At 68.1% G+C, this 18,163-nt stretch carries 17 protein-coding genes; 7 read left to right on the forward strand and 10 right to left on the reverse strand.

The features are described from left to right. Nucleotides 1-66 precede the first annotated feature (66 nt). Nucleotides 67-303, forward strand: coding sequence for a hypothetical protein (locus tag GWK61_RS27430; protein WP_194912849.1), 237 nt, complete (start codon nt 67-69; stop codon nt 301-303). A 5-nt stretch (nt 304-308) separates the two neighbouring features. Then, nucleotides 309-980: an RNA polymerase sigma factor gene (locus tag GWK61_RS27435; RefSeq protein WP_194912850.1), complete on the forward strand. Its 672-nt coding sequence runs from the start codon at nt 309-311 to the stop codon at nt 978-980. Nucleotides 981-1,150: 170 nt separating this feature from the next. Here the strand turns inward: GWK61_RS27435 and GWK61_RS27440 are convergent, their stop codons facing one another. The 4 genes from GWK61_RS27440 to GWK61_RS27455 form a co-directional block, all read right to left on the reverse strand. After that, on the reverse strand, nt 1,151-1,528 hold the full coding sequence (locus GWK61_RS27440; RefSeq protein WP_194912851.1) for a helix-turn-helix domain-containing protein: 378 nt from the start codon (nt 1,526-1,528) through the stop codon (nt 1,151-1,153). A 128-nt stretch (nt 1,529-1,656) separates the two neighbouring features. Further along, nucleotides 1,657-3,015, reverse strand: a complete 1,359-nt coding sequence (gene gad / locus GWK61_RS27445) for a glutamate decarboxylase (RefSeq protein ID WP_194912853.1) — start codon at nt 3,013-3,015, stop codon at nt 1,657-1,659. A 77-nt stretch (nt 3,016-3,092) separates the two neighbouring features. Next, nucleotides 3,093-3,992 carry a dihydrodipicolinate synthase family protein gene (locus GWK61_RS27450; protein ID WP_194912855.1) on the reverse strand — a complete coding sequence of 300 codons (900 nt, stop codon included), beginning with the start codon at nt 3,990-3,992 and terminating at the stop codon, nt 3,093-3,095. A gap of 2 nt (nt 3,993-3,994) precedes the next feature. Then, nucleotides 3,995-4,849 carry an aldolase gene (locus tag GWK61_RS27455; RefSeq protein WP_194912895.1) on the reverse strand — a complete coding sequence of 285 codons (855 nt, stop codon included), beginning with the start codon at nt 4,847-4,849 and terminating at the stop codon, nt 3,995-3,997. A gap of 169 nt (nt 4,850-5,018) precedes the next feature. Here GWK61_RS27455 and GWK61_RS27460 point away from each other — a divergent pair, with 169 nt between their 5' ends. Further along, nucleotides 5,019-6,167 carry a cytochrome P450 gene (locus tag GWK61_RS27460; RefSeq protein WP_194912857.1) on the forward strand — a complete coding sequence of 383 codons (1,149 nt, stop codon included), beginning with the start codon at nt 5,019-5,021 and terminating at the stop codon, nt 6,165-6,167. An 89-nt stretch (nt 6,168-6,256) separates the two neighbouring features. Here the strand turns inward: GWK61_RS27460 and GWK61_RS27465 are convergent, their stop codons facing one another. The 3 genes from GWK61_RS27465 to GWK61_RS27475 all read right to left on the reverse strand — a co-directional run bounded on the left by GWK61_RS27465 (nt 6,257) and on the right by GWK61_RS27475 (nt 9,519). Next, the gene (locus tag GWK61_RS27465) at nt 6,257-7,315 is read right to left on the reverse strand and encodes a class I SAM-dependent methyltransferase (RefSeq protein ID WP_194912858.1); all 1,059 of its coding nucleotides are present in this window, start codon (nt 7,313-7,315) and stop codon (nt 6,257-6,259) included. A 108-nt stretch (nt 7,316-7,423) separates the two neighbouring features. Beyond that, complete coding sequence (locus GWK61_RS27470; protein WP_194912860.1) at nt 7,424-8,245, reverse strand: methyltransferase domain-containing protein; 822 nt, start codon at nt 8,243-8,245, stop codon at nt 7,424-7,426. Then, the gene (locus GWK61_RS27475) at nt 8,242-9,519 is read right to left on the reverse strand and encodes an aminotransferase class V-fold PLP-dependent enzyme (protein ID WP_194912861.1); all 1,278 of its coding nucleotides are present in this window, start codon (nt 9,517-9,519) and stop codon (nt 8,242-8,244) included. The genes GWK61_RS27470 and GWK61_RS27475 overlap by 4 nt, the downstream gene beginning before the upstream one ends. Before the next feature lie 171 nt (nt 9,520-9,690). Here GWK61_RS27475 and GWK61_RS27480 point away from each other — a divergent pair, with 171 nt between their 5' ends. Then, the gene (locus tag GWK61_RS27480) at nt 9,691-11,097 is read left to right on the forward strand and encodes an NsdA family TPR-like regulatory protein (RefSeq protein WP_499702293.1); all 1,407 of its coding nucleotides are present in this window, start codon (nt 9,691-9,693) and stop codon (nt 11,095-11,097) included. Between the two features lie 216 nt (nt 11,098-11,313). Further along, nucleotides 11,314-12,582 carry a hypothetical protein gene (locus GWK61_RS27485; protein WP_194912868.1) on the forward strand — a complete coding sequence of 423 codons (1,269 nt, stop codon included), beginning with the start codon at nt 11,314-11,316 and terminating at the stop codon, nt 12,580-12,582. A gap of 64 nt (nt 12,583-12,646) precedes the next feature. Here GWK61_RS27485 and GWK61_RS27490 read toward each other — a convergent pair whose 3' ends face one another. Continuing rightward, entirely contained in the window at nt 12,647-13,084 is a 438-nt protein-coding gene (locus GWK61_RS27490; protein ID WP_194912870.1) for an OsmC family peroxiredoxin, read from the reverse strand. Nucleotides 13,085-13,254: 170 nt separating this feature from the next. Here GWK61_RS27490 and GWK61_RS27495 point away from each other — a divergent pair, with 170 nt between their 5' ends. Next, on the forward strand, nt 13,255-14,664 hold the full coding sequence (locus GWK61_RS27495; protein WP_194912872.1) for a family 2B encapsulin nanocompartment shell protein: 1,410 nt from the start codon (nt 13,255-13,257) through the stop codon (nt 14,662-14,664). A gap of 145 nt (nt 14,665-14,809) precedes the next feature. Further along, complete coding sequence (locus GWK61_RS27500) at nt 14,810-15,994, forward strand: cysteine desulfurase (protein WP_228563035.1); 1,185 nt, start codon at nt 14,810-14,812, stop codon at nt 15,992-15,994. Nucleotides 15,995-16,525: 531 nt separating this feature from the next. Here the strand turns inward: GWK61_RS27500 and GWK61_RS27505 are convergent. Both GWK61_RS27505 and GWK61_RS27510 read right to left on the reverse strand, forming a co-directional pair. Continuing rightward, nucleotides 16,526-17,509, reverse strand: a complete 984-nt coding sequence (locus GWK61_RS27505) for a hypothetical protein (RefSeq protein ID WP_194912875.1) — start codon at nt 17,507-17,509, stop codon at nt 16,526-16,528. Next, complete coding sequence (locus tag GWK61_RS27510) at nt 17,455-17,871, reverse strand: hypothetical protein (RefSeq protein WP_194912880.1); 417 nt, start codon at nt 17,869-17,871, stop codon at nt 17,455-17,457. Before GWK61_RS27510 ends, GWK61_RS27505 begins: the two co-directional genes overlap by 55 nt. Nucleotides 17,872-18,163 lie beyond the last annotated feature (292 nt).

Consider the following 18,163-nt stretch of genomic DNA (forward strand, 5'->3'; position numbering starts at 1 on the left):
CCATGCCGGAGTCCTGGGGAAGCCGGTGAAGTGTGCCCCCTGAAAGGAACGGAGCCCGGTCTCAGTATGAGCCCCATCCGCAAGCGCCGCCTCAGCGGCGCCCAATCCGCGCGCGGCCCTGCGGCCAGCCACCCGTTGGCCGGCAACAGGCACCTCGCCCCGGGTCACACGATCATCCTGGTGGTGATCGTCCTGGCCGCTGTCGCGAGAAACTGGTCGCCTGAGCAGCTTACGACCCTTTTGGCCGTGTTGCTTCCGAGCGGGGCCGTCATCGCGACAACCAAGGGCCTGGCGAAGGACTGAGCCCTGTGAGCGCAGCACCGATCGCATCGACGAACACCATGGATGCGCAGGACTTCGACACCCTCTACGAGATGGTGTACCCGAAGCTGCGCAGATACCTGGTGGCGGTCGGTGCTGCGCCCGACTACGTCGACGACATCGTTCAGGAATCGTTCGAGGAATATCTGAAGGTGTGGCAGCGCGTCGGTTCTCCGGCGGCGTGGCTGCACCTCGTTGCCCGCCGCCGCCTCGCCGACCGCTGGCGACGGCAGTACCCGGAACCAAAGACGCTAGAAGCTCTCCAAGAACTGATGCCGCCGACAAACGCAGCCGACATCGACGTGGACACCCGGATTTCCGTGCTGGCCGCTATGGGGCAACTGTCCCGGCGGCAGAAGGAAGTCATGGCCCTGACGGCGGATGGGTACACGACGCTTGAGATAGCGGAGATCCTCGGCATCAGCGCAGACAACGTGCGCTCCAACCTTCGTTACGCCCGCATCGTCCTTCGCGACATCCTGGCTCCGAGGCGGCAGGCGGTCGAGAACTCCCAGCAACGAAACGGCGAACTCTCTCCGAGACGGGAACTTGCTGCGCGCGGGTTCGAAGAGGCACGCAACCAGGTGTCCAATATGAACACGCGGACACGGGCCGTAGTCACTGCCTACTGGAGCCCGACCGAACGAGAGGCCGCGTGAGCGACCAGCAATTTCTTGCCGCCCAGTGTCCTGGACGTATCCGGCAGTAAGAGAAGGTTGACGCGTGCTGCAACCAAGCCCACCGCCATTTTCGCGGCCGGCAACACCGCGGTACAGACGTCGTGGGTAAGTGACACCCCGCAGACGACTCGCGTGATGTTGGCCGCGGTTCAGCTGCTGTGAACAGACCCGCCGCCGGGCAGGGCCGCGCCGAGTGTTCTGGCCACGGCCTGAGTCCGGTCCTGGACGCCCAGCTTGCGGAAGATCGACCGCAGGTGGTTCTTCACCGTCGGCTCGGCGATGCCGAGGGCGCGGGCGATCCGGCGGTTCGACATGCCTGCGACCAGCAAGCTCAGCACCACGTGCTCGCGCGCGGTCAGCGATTTCAGGCCGGGTGCCGAGCCCGACGGCGGCGTGAGGACCGGGGCCGCCCAGGAGGATACGGCGGCGGTCGTGACGGCGTTGGACTCGCCGCCCAGTAGGGACTCCAACCGGGCCACCAGGTCGGTCGCCCGGGCCAGCAACGCCGCCAAGGACTCTTCAGGCATGTGTGCTTCATTCCCGTCTCACCATGCGATCTGGGCTCGCCTTTCGAAGGTCACCGGAATTGGTGAAGATCTGACGGGCTTTCGATTGTTGAGCCTTGCAGCAGCCGCATGTTGCCTGTCATGGTGTGCTATGCCTGGCCGGTCGCGGCGGCGGTGAGATGGTCGACTGCCTCCCGCAGGTTGCGCAGCAGCAGGTCGGCGATGTCGCGGCTGAAGCCGTTGCGGATCACGAGCCTCATCACTGTGACGTCCTGCAGGCCGGGCGGCAGCAGGTAGACCGGAACCTGCCAGCCGTGCATGCGCAGCCGCTCGGCGAGGTCGTCGACGGTGAAACCGTCGAATCCCTCGGTCACCCGGACGGCGAGCAGGGGCGCGTGGCTGCCGTCGGCGAGCACCTGGAGTCCGGGGATCCGGGACACCTGCTCGCCGAGGTACTCCGCCACGTCCCGGCAGGTGCGCTGGATCGCGCGATACCCCTCGAAGCCGAGGCGCAGGAAGTTGTAGTACTGGGCGATGACCGGGGCGCCGGCCCGCGAGAAGTTGAGCGTGAAGGTGCTCATGTGACCGCCGAGCAGGTCGCACTCCAGGACCATGCTCTGGGGAAGGGCCGCGTGGTCGCGCCAGACGATCCACCCGACCCCGGGGAAGACCAATCCGAACTTGTGGCCGGATGCATTGACCGAGGCCACCCGCGGAAGCCGGAAGTCCCAGACCCGTTCGGGATCGAGGAAGGGGGCGATGAACCCGCCGACGGCGGCGTCCACATGGATGGGGATGTCCAGACCGGTTCGCGACTGGAGGCGGTCGAGTTCGGCGGCCATCTGCGCCACCGGGTCGTACCTGCCGACCTGGGTGGAGCCGAGGACGGCGATGACACCGATCGTGTTCTCGTCGCAGAACTCGGCCAACCGGGCCGGGTCGAGGGTCAGGGTTTCCGGGTCCATGGGCATGTACCTGGGCTCGACGTCCCAGTACTGGCAGAAGCGAGGCCAGCAGGTGTGCACGGTGGAGCCCATCACCAGGTTCGGGCGGTCGTCCGGCAGGCCGGCCGCGCGGCGCTGCTCGCGCCACCGCAGTTTGAGTGCGAGCGCGCCGAGCATCGCCGCCTCGCTGGAGCCCGCGGTGGAGCATCCCGCGCCGTCGCCGTCATGGTCGTGCCAGAGATGGTGGAGCATGTTGACGCAGCGGGCTTCGATCTCCGCGGTTTGCGGGTACTGGTCGTGGTCGACCAGGTTGCGGTCCAGCGTGTCGGCGATCAGGGCGCGGGCCTGCGGTTCCATCCAGGTGGTACAGAAGGTGGCGAGGTTGAGCCGGGCGTTGCCGTCCAGGACCAACTCGTCGCGGATGACCGCGGCCGCCGCGTCCGGGTTCATCGGGCTTGCCGGCAGCTGGAATCGAGGAACGCCCTGTTCCGGGATGATCCCGTCGTAGAGCGGGTTGGTCGGCAGTTGTTCCTGACGGCGGTGGGCTTCGACGCGCCTGTGCATCCTTGCTCCATGTGTTCGATACGGATGTGCGGTGGTGCGGGAGGCGCAGTGGACGCTCCTTCGTGCGCCGGGATCCGTCAGTCGCGTGCGAGGTGGCTCAGCAGTGCCTGGAGCTCGACGCGTCCGGATTGCTCCAGTGGTAGCTGCGGCGGGCGGGGCACTCCTGTCTCAAAGCCCTGGAGTGCCAGACCAGCCTTGACCGTCGTCGGCAACCCGCCGCGAACGATGAACTGAAGCAAAGGCAGGAGCTGGTAGAACCTGCTCCGGGCGGCCGCGAGATCCCCGCCGGCCACCGCGTCGTAGAACGCGAGGGTCTGCTCCGCTGCCAGGCAGGGCGCGGCGGTGCACCAGCCCACCGCTCCGGCGGCGAATGCGGACAGCGCGAGGGGGTTGCTGCCGTTGAACACGGGCACCTGTCCCTCGGAAAGCTGCACGATACGGTGCACGCGCTGGATGTCACCGGAGCTCTCCTTGACCATGGTGACGTTCTCCAGGCCGGTCACCAGGCGCACCAGCAGCTCCGGCGGCATGTCCACGCCGCTGGTGGCCGGGTTGTTGTAGGCCATCACGGGGATCGACACGGCGTCGCTGACCGCGGCATAGTGCCGCAGGATCTCGCGCTCCCCCAATTTCCAGTACGCCACCGGCAGCAGCATGACGGCGTCGGCCCCCGCGGCCTCGGCGAACTCGGCCCGTTTCACCGCGTTGCGCGTGGTGAGGTCGGAGACGCCGACCACGGTGGGAACCCGGCCGCCGACAGCCGACAGTGATGTCTGGGCGGCCTCGTACCATTCCTCGTCGGCCAGGTAGGCGCTCTCTCCGGTGGAACCCAGCGGGGCGATGCCGTGGACGCCCGCTTGGACCAGCCGTTCCACCAGGCCTTCAAGGGCGGTGGTGTCGATTCCGCCGTCACCGGGACGGAAGGGGGTGACGGGGTAGGCGATGACGCCCTGGAGTGTTCGTGTGCCGACTGCCATTTCTACAGGCCTCCCTCGGTGGCGATGCTGTGGTGGTGCTCGTCGGCGGAAAAGTGCGGGGCGTCGGCACCGAAGCCGATGCACGCCCCATGACCTGCGCGAACCGCGCGGCGTGCGTAGTAGGCGAACGCGGCCTGGTGGCGCTTGGGCGTGGAAACCCAGTCGCGGGCCTCGGCGGCCAGCCGCGGGTCGAGCGGCTGGACGGAGCCGGCCGCCATCGCCAGCAGCTGCAGGCGGGCGGCGCGCTCGATCAGGACGGCGAGCACGCAGGCCTCCTCGATCGTCGCGCCGGTGACCACCTGTCCGTGGTGGGCCAGAAACAGCGCCTTCTTCGCGCCCAGCGTCCCGGCGATCAGCTCTCCCTCCTCGTTGCCGACGGGAATCCCGGGCCACCGATCGAGAAACGCGCACTCGTCGTAGAGAGGGCAGGTGTCCATCTGGGAGACCACCAGCGGTGTCTCGAGCATGGACAGCGCGGCGATGTGCAGCGGGTGTGTGTGGACGATGCAGTTGACGTCGGGCCGGGCACGGTAGATCCAGCTGTGGAAGCGGTTGGCCGGGTTGGCCATCCCCCCGCCCGCCAGTACGTTGAGATCCTCGTCGACGGTGATGAGATTGTGCTCGGTGACCTCGTCGAAGCCCAGGCCGAGGCGCTGGGTGTAGTAGGTTCCCGGATCCTCTGCACGGGTGGTGATCTGGCCCGAGAGCCCCGAGTCGTGTCCCATTTCGAACAGGATCCGGCAGGTCAGCGCCAGCTTCTGGCGTTTGGTCCACACGTTGTCCGCGATCGCGGTCTCCATGCGGCGCTGGGCGAGCGCTACAAGGTCGCTCTTCGGGGTGTTCATGGTGCTGTCCACAGTCGGCTTGCCTCCGATCAGCTGGGGATGATCCCTGATTCCGATGGTCGCCGGATGCATGAAGCCGGGCAATGACACCTTCGGAGCATGCCATTGGTGCCATATCTGCATGTCAGACTCGTGATTAGAGTCGACATGGAATCACGACTCGAAGGAAAGGCGCTCCGGGATGTCCACATTCACCGATGCCATCACTGTGGAAGAGCTCGAATTCGATCCCTACCCGGTGTACGCAAGGCTGCGCCAGGAGGAGCCTGTGGCCTGGGTCCCGGCCCTCGGCTCCTGGTTCGTGACCACCTGGCACGAGGTACGCCGCTCGATGAGCGACCTGGAGTCGTTCACCACGGTGAACCCGGCCACGCCACTGGCCCGCTACTGCGGGCCGGGCAACATCCTGGGGCGGGAGGGAGACGCGCATTCGCAACTCAAGGAAAGCGTCGACGACCTGTTCGCCCCCGTGCACGCCGCCCAGTGGGCCGCGCTGGCCGAATCGGCCGCCCGAGAGCAGTTTGATTCCCTGGTCGAACTGGGATCGGCCGACCTCATGGCGACGTACTTCAAGCCCGTCTGCGTCGGCGTGATCGGACGGTACCTCGGCTTGACCCCGGCCGAGGCGTCGACGGTGACCCGCTGGTCGGAGGGGCTGATCGCGGCCTTGACCAACGCCGGGCAGGACTCGGCGGCGGCCCGCCCGGGCTGGCAGGCGCTGGCGGAGATCGACGCGGCGCTCGGAGCGCAGCTGGACCGGCTCGGCCGATGCCCGGACTCCTCGGTGCCCTCCCGGCTCCTGCAGTGCGCGGGCCCCGCCGACACACTCGCCACGCTCAAGATGATCATCAGTGCGCTACTGGAACCTGCCTGGCTGTGTGCCAACACGATGTACGCATTGCTCACCCATCCCCAACAGCTGGCCGCGGTACGGGCAGATCCCGGCCTCACCGCGGTGGCTGTGGCCGAGGGCCTTCGATGGATGGGGCCCGTGGGCGCACTCGGGAGACTGACCACCAGGCAGGTGACGCTCGGCGGCGTAGTGATCCCAGCGGGCACCCCGGTCACCCCTGTGATCGCCGCAGCGAACCGGGACGGGTCAGTCTTCGAGGACGCGGAGCGCTTCGACGTGCACCGCCGGCCCGCCCCCCACCTGTCACTCGGATACGCCAGGCATCAGTGCCTCGCGGTCGACCTCGTCCCGACGGTGGTCGCCGCCACGCTGCGGGTACTGCTCGAACGCTGTGCGGCGCTGCGCATGGAGACCCAGAACCAGCCTTACGGCTTCAAGTTCCGCAAGTTCTCGGAGTTTCCGGTCAGCTGGTCGTGATTGCTGAAGGTCCGCCGGCCGCCTGGCCCAAAGGGCACGCCACCTTGGCGAAACTCACCCGGTTGGTGTTCTCCTGCGACGAACGGTCTTCATGCCTTGGCTTCCAGCACGATGTTGAACGATGTTTCAGCGACCCGGCGCAGCGACTTGAAGCCGGCGCAGACGACGATCTCCCGGAGCCGGGCCTCGCCGGCCTGTGCGCCCAGTGCGGCGCCCACCTCCTGGGTCAGGGAGTTCGGCACACACAGCAGCGTCGACAGCCCGTAGTAGGCGGCGCCAACCGGGTTGAGGTTGCCGACAAGGCCGTCGGCTGCGAACGGCTCGACGATCATCAGCGTCCCGTCAGGGGCGAGATGTTCGAGCACCCGGGCGCAGGCACCGGCAGGGTCGCCCATGTCATGCAGGCAGTCGAAGAAGCACACCAGATCGTAGGTGCCCTCGAAGGTCGTGACCGAGGCGGTCTGGAAGCGGACCTTGCCGTCCAGCCCGGCGTCGGCAGCGCGTTTGCGCGCGGTGCGGATCGAGCCGTCGTGGGCGTCGAAGCCGACGACGGCCGCGGCGGGGTAGGCCTGGGCGAGCAGCAGGGTCGAGGCACCGTGGCCGCAGCCCATGTCGGCGACCCGTGCGCCGGCGGCGAGCTTGGCCGTGACACCGTCCAGGGCCGGGATCCAGGTGCGGGTCAGGTGGTTGAGGTAGCCGGGCCGGAAGAACCGTTCGCAGCCGACCAGGACGTGCTCGTTGTGGGCTCCCCAGGGGAATCCGTCACCGGTCCGGAACCGTTCGGCGATCGCGTCCGTGGCGCAGACCGATCCGACCGCGAGCTCGAACGCGCCGATCACACAGTCCGGGCTGGTCTCGTCGGTCAGCGGGGCGGCGTGCTCGTCCGGCAGCCGGAACCGGCCGCCGCCTTCACCGGCACCGTCGTAGGACACGTATCCGGCCGCCGCCTGGGCGCTCAACCACTCTCGGACATACCGCTCAGCGGTGCCGGTGCGCGCGGCCAACTCCGCCGGGGTGAGCGCGCCGGCGCCGGCCATGGCCCGATACAGGCCGAGCCGATCGCCGATCACCACCATCGCCCCGCCCAGCACCGCCGCTACGTCACCGACAGCCCGCTCAACGAACTGTGCCGTCTTCGCCTCGGCCATCGGCGGTTCCTTCCTGGTCGCGCTCGTCGCCGACGGCGGCGAGACTCATCATTTCGTAGGCCCGCAGCATGTACTGCGCAGTCGTGGGCGCTGTCATGGCGGGCCTTGTCAGGCCCGGGCGACGATGAGGGCGGCCGTAGTCGTCGTGTACAGCGTGCCGTCACCGGCCGTCATCGGGGCGAGGCGCTTCCTGGCCAGCTTGTAGAAGGCGTGGCGTGACGTCTCATCCAGATCTGAGAGGTCGCCGCCGACTGAGGTGAACCCGAAGAAGCGGCACACCTGATCGGGGCCGCCGGGGAACACCGCGGGCAGCGTGTGCCGGCGCGCCAGGACGTCGGTGAACCCCGCCGCGGCCACCGCGCGGGCGGTTTCCGGTGCGGACAGCGACCACGGTTTCGCGAACGCCTCCGCGGCTTCGCTGCCGAACTGGTCGCGGACGGTGTCGAACAGGACCCGGAACAGGGGGTTGCGGTCCAGCGCGCACCAGGTGAGCGCGCCGAGCCTGCCGCCGTGCTTGACGGACACGCGGATCTTGGCCAGTGCCGCGGGCAGGTCGGTGACGAATTGCAGTATCTGCTGGCAGGTGACCACGTCGAACTCGTCATCGGGGACCTGTAGCGCTCCGGCGTCGCCTTCCAGATAGCTGATGGGCGCGCCGGCCACGGCAGGCTTGTTCTCAGCCAGTGCCAGCATGTCGGCGTTGGAGTCGACCGCGACCACGCGGCCGGCCGGGCCCACGCAGGCCGCCAGCACGCGGGCCACGGTGCCCGGACCGGTGCCGACGTCGAGGGCCGCAGACGCGGGCTCGGGGGTGAGAGCGCCCACGAGCAGGCAGGCCCAGGGGTGGAACAGCACTGGGACGAAGATGTCGTCGTAGTCGCGCAGCGGTCCCCCGGCTGTGACCGCGGCGGCCGGGGATCGGCCGGTCATGCTGTCGCCTCGGCGTGTCTCACGGCCTGGGTGTCGAGGGGGGTCCGCTCGTGTCTGAGGGCACTGACAAGCGCGTCGACGTCGTCGGTGTCGTTGTAGAGGTGGAACGAGGCACGGACGACGGTCGGCACCTTGAATCGGGCACAGACAAGATGCGCGCACTGGCGTCCGACGCGCACGGCGACATGCTGATTGTCGAGCAGTTCGCCGAGCTCGTCCGCGTCGGTGTCGTCGATCACGAAGGAGACGATCGGTGCGCGGTCGGCGGTGTCGACGGGGCCGACGACGTGTAGCCCATCGATACTCTGCAGGTGCTTCAGCGCGTAGTCGGCCAGATTCTGGTTGTGGGCTGTGACTGACCGCATGCCGATACCGGACAGGTAGTCGACTGCGGCGCCGAGTCCGATCGCCTGGGCGATCGGCGGTGTGCCGGCCTCGAACCGCCATGGAGGCGCGGTGAATCTGCTGCCCGCGCATGTCACGTTCTCCGTCATCGATCCGCCGCCGAGGAACGGGGGTAGGGACACGAGCAGTTCGCGCCGTCCCCACAGCACTCCGACCCCGGTAGGGCCGCATATCTTGTGCCCGGTGAATACGACGAGGTCCGCCCCCAAAGTGCGCACGTCGAGGTCGAGGTGCGGGGCGGACTGGGAACAGTCCAGGACGACCAGCGCGCCGACCTGTCGTGCCCGCGCCACGACGGCACTGACCGGGTTGACGCTGCCGAGGGTGTTGGAGACGTGGGTGATGCCGACTGCCTTGGTGCGTGCCGTTATCTGCTCGTCCAGGCGGGACAGGTCCAGCCGCCCGTCGTCGGTGATTCCCAGGTAGGTCACGACGGCACCGGTGTGTTCGGCGACCAGCTGCCAGGGGATGATGTTGGAGACGTGTTCCATCTCCGTGAGGGTGATTCCGTCGCCGCGCCCGATCCGGTGGGGCTGGTCCGCCCAGGCGAGCACGTTGGCCACCAGGTTGAGGGCTTCTGTGGCGTTCTTGGTGAAAACCACTTCCTCCGGACTCGCGGCGTGGATGAACTCCGCGACCTTCGCCCTGGCCTCCTCGTACGCGCCGGTTGTCGCCCTGGCCAGCGCATAGCCGCCACGGGAGACGTTCGAACTCAGGTGCCGGTCGTAGTTCTGGACAGCGTCGATCACCGCTTGAGGTTTGAGCGAGGTCGCTGCGCTGTCCAGATACACGAGCGGCGGATCGCCGTCTGCGTGGTTGCCGAAAAAGGGGAAATCAGCGCGCACCCTTTCGACATCGAGTATTGACATGAATTGTCTCCGAAGCCTGGGGCGGGTATGGAACGTACTTACCGGTACTTTTCAGTAGGCACCCCTTTGGGCGATGGTGGAAGCTTGTCGAAGGGGCGAGCATGGTGCACGTGCTGCACGATCGTTCGTTTGTGAACGCGTGGCGCGGCTAGGGGCGGAGGATCGGTTGCGATGACCCGACGGACTCCCAACACCAGACTCAAAGCTCTGATCTCCGAGGCCTCGTTCAGCGGTCAAGGGCTGGTCCGGGCGGTCAACGCCGCCGGCGCCGAGGCGGGCTTGGCGCTGGGCTATGACCGCAGTGCGGCGGCACACTGGGTGGCCGGGGTCCGCCCGGCACCGCATATCGCCGCGTTGATCGTCGAGGCGCTTTCCCGAAAACTGGGGCGACCTGTCACGACGCATGACGCAGGACTGGCGTCCGCATCACAGAACCTTGATCATGGCCTGTCCGCGGTTCCCATGTCCGGCGCTGTGACGGATCTGGTCGAGTTGTGGTCGGCCGACGGCGACCCGGTGCGCCGTACGATCCTGCACGATCTGGCTTACAGTCTCTCGGCGGTCTCTTCGGTGCCCGCGTGGTCGCAGGCGGGAAAGCTGCCGAGAGCTGCGGACAAGGCATTGCCCGGAGCCCGGATTGGGCTGCCGCAGGTGCAGGCCGTCCAGAGTATGACAGAGCTTTTCTATAGATCGGACATCGCCTTCGGCAGCGGCGGGATCCGCCGCGCGCTCACCGCGTACCTGTCGGGGGATGTCGCCGTCTGGCTGCGAGCGCCGGCTTCGACTGCTGTCCACAGGAAGCTGCTCTCCGCAGTGTCCGAGCTGGTCTATCTGTCTGCGTTCATGTGTTTCGACTCAGGGCTTCAAGGCCTGGCGCAGCGGTACTACCTGGAGGCGCTCAGCCTCGCCCGAGAAGCCCAGGATCCTGGCGCCTACGCAACAGTGCTGCGCGGTATGAGTGTGCAAGCCCACATGCTCGGCCACCATGATGTAGCTCTGCGCCTTGCTGATTCCGCGGCGCAGGCGCGCGGATCAGTGTCCGGTACGAGTGCGGCGTTCCTGTGCGGCCAGCTCGCTCTCGCCTGTGCCGCGACGAGGGACCGGCGCGGCGCTCTGGAGCATCTCGGTGCTGCGGAACGCTATCTGCAGGCCAGTACCGACGGGGGCGACACCCTGGGTACCTACCATCCGGCGGCCTTGGCGCGCCAGCGTGCCGAAGTCCTGGTCGCCGCCGGAGATCGATCGGCTGCCCGCGAGGACCTTGCCGTGTCGATCCACCGTCGGCCCGCCGGGGAGCGGCTGCCCCGTGCCCTCACTGTGGCCCGGCTGGCCGAACTGCAGATTCATGACGGCCACGTCGAGGCCGCCTGCGTCAGCGGACACCGTTTCCTGGACGATTGGGTGTATCTGCACAGTGCCCGCGCCGACGCGTTGCTGTCCCAGTTGCGCGCCCGCCTACGGCCCTACCAGGCCAGCGCAGTGGTGCGCATATTGCTGGAGCGTATGAGGGTCGTGTCAGCAGTGACATCGACGGCCGCGTGGGCGGCCGGCTTTCCACCGGCTGGCGACGGGCCCTAGAGCATCGGGTGCGCTGTCGATCACCACTGCGCCTTGGGCTGCGGAGTATCGGTTCTCAGAACCTTCAGTCGTTCCCTGGTCAGATCGAGTGCATGCTCCGGATCAGCTGCCGGGATGACCGCCGCCGACCTGACCGAACGGGGTTTCCGGCGTATGCCGGTGGGGAGGATTCCGCACGACTAGTATCAAATAGTTGCGATAGGTGGGAGTGTCGGAGTGCATGCGAGCGTATCGGTGGAGGTCTTCAGCGCACTCGAGCCGCTGGTGCCAGGCGAGGCGGTGGTGGCGGAGCGCTTCCTGCACCCCAGACGGGGCCCGGTGGCGACGCCGGCGGCAGCGCTCCTGGCTGCCGATCTACGCAACAGGGGAGTGAACGCACGGTCCTCGACTCTGGCGGGCGGCACGCTTCCCGGCGGACCACAAGGAAGTGCGGTGGTGCACGCCGTGACGTATCTGGCCCGCGACGCATCCGCCGTGGGCTTCGCGGTGGCGGTCGATCATCGGGACACCGATGTCAGTGCCACCGTGCGCGAAGTCGTCGGAGCATGGACGGGAGTGCTGCGAACCCGGCGACTGCTCCTGGCCGCGGTCGAACCTGCTTGTGGGGGCACCCAGCGGGCATTGGGGATGGCCGCACGGGAACGCGGCCGGATGCCGCGCCTGCTCGGGCCCCTGAGCGCGAACCCGTTCACGATGGCCGAGTTGCACGCGCAGGGCGCGATCGCCGTCGAGGATCTGGACGACGTGCCGCCTTCGGCCACGGTGATGTTTCCAGCCCACGGTGTCCCGCTCGCGGTGCAGGCTGAAGCAGCGGCATTGGGCCTGTCGGTCGTCGATGCGACCTGCCCGCTGGTCTCCGAAGTCCAGCAGGAGATCAGGGAGCTGGCCGGACGCGGGAGCACGGTGCTGCTGGTCGGCCGGGCCGACCACGCCGTGTCGGCGGCTCTGCTGGATCAAGCCCCGTCGGCGACGGTGCTCGTCCAGACGCTCGACGAGGCCGACCGGGTGGAGGTCGACGATTCGAAGCGGGTGGCCGTGGTGGTGGCGCCAGGCATTCCGCTGGCCGAGGCCACACCGGTGGTCGCCGCGCTGCGTTCCCGGTTCGGATGGATCGTCCCGCAGCACCCGGCCACCTACTGCTACGCCGCGAGCGACCGCTACGCGTCGGTAGTCAGTATGGCCACCTGCAGCGAAGTCGTACTCGTGGCGGGCGCACCCGACTGTGCCGACGCCCGACAGGTCGCCGGCTGGGTACGGACCTGCGGACGCCCGGCCCACATCGTGAACGCCCTGCACGACGTCCGTCCCGAACACATCGCCGGCGCGTCGATCGTCGGAACCTGCGCCGCCACCTCGGCACCGCCCGGCCTCATCGACCAGCTCACGCACGTCCTGTCCGGCCTGGGCCCGCTGGCGACGGTCGGACGGACGGCGCGCACGGATCTGGTCGGTACGGCGGTCACCACAGTGGCGCCACGGCCGTAGCTGAGAATGCGACGTCCGGCTGCAGCCGTCGAGAGCACCAAGCAGCCGTTCCTTCTGCCGAGGATCAGGCCTCTTCCGTAGCCAGGCGTACTTCCAGCGTGCTGGGGATGGCGGTGAGCGCACGACTGACCGGGCACTGCTGTTCAGCCTGAGCAGCAGCATGCTGGAGTTGTCCATTGTTGATCCCCGGCACGCGGGCGACGGCCTGGATGGCTATTCCGGTGAACCCGCTTCCGGGCACGATCACGGCGCTCACCTGGGTGTCGATGCTTTCGGCCGGCGTGCCTGCCATTTCCAGGACGCGCGAGAGCATCAGGGTGTAGCAGCTGGCCTGGGCCGAAGCGATCAACTCCTCGGGCGAGGTGCGTCCCTCGGGCTCGCCAGGAGTGAGGGGGAAGCGGAGTTTTGCTTGGGCCGCGCCAGAGCTGAGGAAGTCGATGTCGCCGCTGCCGGTGGCGAGATCGCCGCGCCAGTGCGCCGCGGCCGAACCGGTCAGTTCCATGGATGCCTCCCTGGGTCGGTGCCGGCGGCGAAGTCGAGTCCGCCGTTGCCAGTACAGCAGATCCCTTCGATACGGGTCAATGATCCGCTTATCGTCTTTATGGGTGGATTTATAGCTACGGGCAAGGGGATCCGAACCACCAGGAGCGAGCTCATCCAGGAGGTTCCGGCATGCCCCAGACAGAATCCACACATCAGGACGCCCCTCGCAGCAGCCTCGGCACTCGTGCCGCGCGCACCATCGCGACCACCACCAAGACTCCGGCTCAGATGGCGTCGATCACTCCCCGGTGGCTGTTGCGTCTGCTGCCCTGGGTCGAGGTGGAGGCCGGTGCCTATCGGGTCAACCGGTGTGTGTCGCACAGTCTGGGCGACGGCCGGATCCGGGTGTCCGGCGAGCTGCACGAGCCGCAGCCGGTGGCGGCCGACCTGCCGGAGTTCGGGTTCCTGCGGTTGGTGGAGGACAGCGAGACGCTGGAGCGTATCGCCGGCGCTTTCGAGATGGTCCGGGTGCAGGCCGACACGGTGGTCGCCGAAGCCGGTGCGGCCGCGGACCGGCTCTACCTGGTGGTGCACGGACGCCTGGAGAAGTCCGGCACCGGCCGGTACGGCGAGGCCACTCGGCTGGGGCTCCTCGGCGAGGAGGAGTTCTTCGACGAGGACGTGCTGCTGGACGGCGCGCCGTGGCCGTACACCGTGACCGCACGCACCGACGCCACGCTGCTGGCCCTGGACCGTCGGCGTCTGCTCGAACTCGTCGGCGAGCTCCCGGAGGCCGCCGCCTCGCTGCAGGCCTGGCGTGAGATCACCGGCCGCGGCGTCGGCAGCGCGGTACACGCCATCGCGGCCGGGCACCACGGTGAGCCGCAGCTCCCTGAGACGTTCGTGGACTACGAGACCGATCCGCCCGAGCACGAACTCGCCGTGGCACAGACCGTACTGCGGGTGCACACCCGCGTCGCCGACGTCTACAACTATCCGATGGACCAGGCCGAAGAGCAGCTCAGGCTCACCGTCGAGGTCGTGCGCGAGCGCCAGGAACACGAGTTGCTGACGAACCCGTCGTTCGGACTGCTCAACACGGTGACCCCCGCCCAGCGCTGCCGGACCCGGACCGGCCCTCCTACCCCGGACGACCTCGACGAGTTGCTGACGCTGGTGTGGAAGCAGCCCGCGTTCTTCCTCGCCCATCCGCGCGCCATCGCCGCTTTCGGCCGCGAGTGCACCCGGCGGGGCGTTCCGCCGGCGGTGTTCGAGCTCTTCGGCTGCCCGATGCTCAGCTGGCGCGGCGTGCCGCTGGTGCCCACGGACAAGATCCCGGTCGATCCGGCGGATTCGACCTCCAGCATTCTGCTGCTGCGCGTCGGCGAGGAGCAGCAGGGCGTCGTCGGCCTGCGTCCGGCCGTCCTGCCCGATCAGCACTCCCCCGGGCTGTCGGTCAGCCACATGGCCGTCGACCAGCGAGCCGTCAGGTCGTACCTGGTCAGCGCCTACTACTCGATCGCGCCGCTCGTCGACGACGCGGTCGGCATGCTCGAACACGTCCAGGTCGCCCACTACCACGACTACGCCGGTGCCTAGCCGCACCGCCGATGCCGGCACAGCGGCAGGCGGTGCCAGGACCGGCGGCCAGTCCGGGCGGCGCTACTGGCTCGATGGCGCAGAACAATCCCGCGCAGGCCAAACGCCCTCGCCCTCGCCCGGCTGCGGACTCGCAGTTCAGACGTTGCGCCGCGACTTCCCGCTGCTGGCGCGAACCGTGCACGGCAAGCCGCTGGCCTGGCTGGACAACGCCGCGACCACGCAGAAGCCCGAAGCGGTCATCTCCGCCGTCGACCGGTTCTACCGGACCCAGAACTCGAACATCCACCGCGGCGCGCACACGATGGCGCGCCAGGCCACCGAACTGTACGAAGCGGCCCGCGAGCGGGTCGCCGCCTTCCTGGGCGCGGCGGACCCGCGCGAGATCGTCTTCACCAGAGGCACCACCGAGGCCCTGAACCTCATCGCGCAGTCCCACGGCAGATCCGTCGTCGGCCCCGGCGACGAGGTGCTGGTCACCGAACTCGAGCACCACGCGAACATCGTGCCCTGGCAGGTACTGTGCGCCGAGCGCGGCGCCCAGCTGAAGGTCGTCCCGTTCAACGACCGCGGAGAGATCGACCCGGCTGCGTTCGCGCATGCACTCAGCCCCCGCACCAAGATCGCCGCCTTCGCACACGTCTCGAACGTCCTGGGCACCGTCCTGCCGGTACGAGAGTTGGCGGCTCTGGCCCACGCACACGGCGCGACAGTCGTGGTCGACGGTGCCCAGGCCGTCGCCCACCTGCCGGTCGCCGTACGGGACCTCAACGCCGACTTCTACGTCCTGTCCGGCCACAAACTCTTCGCCCCCACCGGCATCGGCGCACTGTACGGACGCCTGGACCTGCTGGAGGCGATGCCACCATGGCAGGTCGGCGGCGGAATGATCGAATCGGTCGCCTTCGACCACACAGACTTCGCCCCGCCGCCGCAACGCTTCGAAGCCGGCACCGCGCACATCGCCGGCGCGATCGGGCTCGCCACCGCGATCGACTACCTCGCATCCATCGACCTGTCAGCCGCCAGGTCCCACGAAGCGTCCCTGCACGCCTATGCCCGGACGCAACTGGGCACCGTGCCCCGGCTACGCCTGCTCGGCGACCCCCGCCAGCAGATCAGCGTCCTCACCTTCACCATCGACGGAACCGACCCGGCGCACACCGCCGCGCGGCTGGACGAAGCGGGAATCATGGCGCGCGCCGGACACCACTGCGCCCAGCCGGCTCTGCGCCACTACGGACTCAGCGCCGCGACACGCGTCTCACTCGCCCTGTACAACACCTACGACGAGATCGACAAGCTCCTCGGGGTTCTCCGAACCCCGTAGCGCAAAACAGTCAGGCCGGAGATGCGCGTGCACCCCGAATCTGGGCGCCGCGCACGGAGGCTGTGGGTGCCGACTATCTCATCTACGCATGTCACGCCGAGTGCTCATACTCGCGTGGGATGCCGCCAGTAGCACCCGATCCGCAGGTTCGAATCGGAATTCAATAGGCAGTGAATATCCGCTTACCGCCATCGGTCGAGTCCAGGCTCATCGCCGTTCCACAGACGCCGGACTCGACCGGAGCGCACAACACCACATGCCTAGCAGCAGCCCACCTAGGGACAGCCGTTGAGGACGTTATGAAGGATTTGCTCTTCAGTTGAACCGCGCCGGAATCGCGCCACACTGCAGGTCAAGATTCGCCGTGGGTCCAAGTCGGCGGGTGCCTCAGGCAGCGCACAACAGGTCCGCAGTAGACCGACGCACTCAGAAGACTGATGGCGGCACAATTCGGCGCTGGCACCATAGTGTGAGGCGTGCTGGAAATAGGTGACCATTCGGTAGAAACCAGGGCGAGATCCGACAACCTCCCTACGTTGGCGGTGCCAGCGCCTCCATGACCAGACGGCCCGTGTCCGCGCGCGTGAGGCCCACCGCCGTCCCCAGGGCTGTGGCCAACTCCCCGGTGTGCAGATCGGCTGCAGTCTCGATCAGATCGCCGAGCATCTTCGCACCGGCGCGGCCCTGCACCACGGCAGTGACCAGCACTGCACCTCCGATCATCACGGCGGGCCACCACACAGCGGCAAGGACGATGTAAAGCAACCCCCAGGCGCCCAGACGCGCGCTGGCGGTGTAAGCAGTGCGGGCAGCGGTGATGTCAGCACGTAGCGATTCCGGCACCACGCTCCACAACCGGGGCCACACAGCCGTCAGATCACCCAGACCGTTGACGACAGCGGCCCGGGTGCCGACCACAGCGAACCGGTCGCCGATCCGGGTCGGTCGCTTCGGCCGAGTGGGACCCAGGCGCGCCAGCCGACGCCCCCGGCGGCGCACCTCGGCCTGCGCGCCGATGATCGCAGCACCCTGGGCCGAATAGCCGCGCGGGTCGATGGCCGGCGGGAGCCGGTCGACGGCGCGGATCGCGCTCTTCAAGGCTTCGGCGGCCGCATCCCAGCGCCGGCAACGCCAGGCCAGCAGCCAGGAAGCCGGCGGTAGGTCCCCGGCGAGAGTCCAAACGCGCTGGACGAGAACTCCGCCGGCGCTCGCCGCCAAACCGATCCCGGTACCGGCGAGCGTGACCGCCACCGAGGCGAGGACGACCGTTCCGGGAGCGTGGGCGGCGGGTCTGGCCGCGAGGCGGTCCAGTTCGGCGCTCAGGCGCGTCAGGTCGAACGGATGGTTTTGGCCGAGCTCGAATCCCGAAGCCGCCAGACCGGCCCAAAGCAGCCCCGGAAGCAGGAGAGCTTGAACCCACCGGTCGGCCAGTTTCGTCCCGAGCTCGGCCAGGAAGGCGGTCACCGCGTCGGCGTTCTGCGCGGCGTCATCGGCTTGTCCGGCCCTGCCGCGCACATCGGTGTCTTCACGCCTTCAGCCGGCAGCACGACGCGGTCACAGCGGCCCAGCGGGCACACCCAGCCGACCACCATCGCGCCGGGGTCGGCGGAAAGGCCGCCGGGCAGGATGAGACCGGCGTCCAGCCCCATCATCCGGGTGGTCAAACCGACCACACCGACCGCGTTCCCGGCCTCCTCGATCGATTCGAGAAGCGCTTGGACACGCGCCGGATCCGGCTGATCGGGACCAGTCAGGATACTGAGCAGATCGGTCAGTTCAGCGTACGCTCCGGCGTCCGTGATCGTGGTGCGCAGGACGGGCCATCGGCTCAGCTGATCGCATAGAAGCCCGATTCGGTCCCGCAGTGCTGCGTCCATATTCGCCCCCTCACCGCGTGCCCCGGGTGCGTGCCCGGGACAGGGAAAGACTACGTCGCCGACACGCCCGGCGGACGCAGTTGGGGAGACCGCGTATGCCTTGTCAGCAGGCCTAGAACACTGGGAACGACGTGTCAGACAGCGAGGCGACCAAGGCCTGGTGTTAGAGGCTGTTGCTCAACCGAACAGGGCGTGTGGCGTGTTCTCGTTCGTGTGACTTGATGTCAATGCACGCATGAAGGCAGGGCCTTCTGTGTAGCTCGTGGGTGTTGAGTCCGGAGCACGCAGGAGG

Origin of the sequence: Catenulispora rubra (assembly GCF_015356825.1) — a bacterium.
Taxonomy (GTDB): Bacteria; Actinomycetota; Actinomycetes; order Streptomycetales; family Catenulisporaceae; genus Catenulispora; species Catenulispora rubra.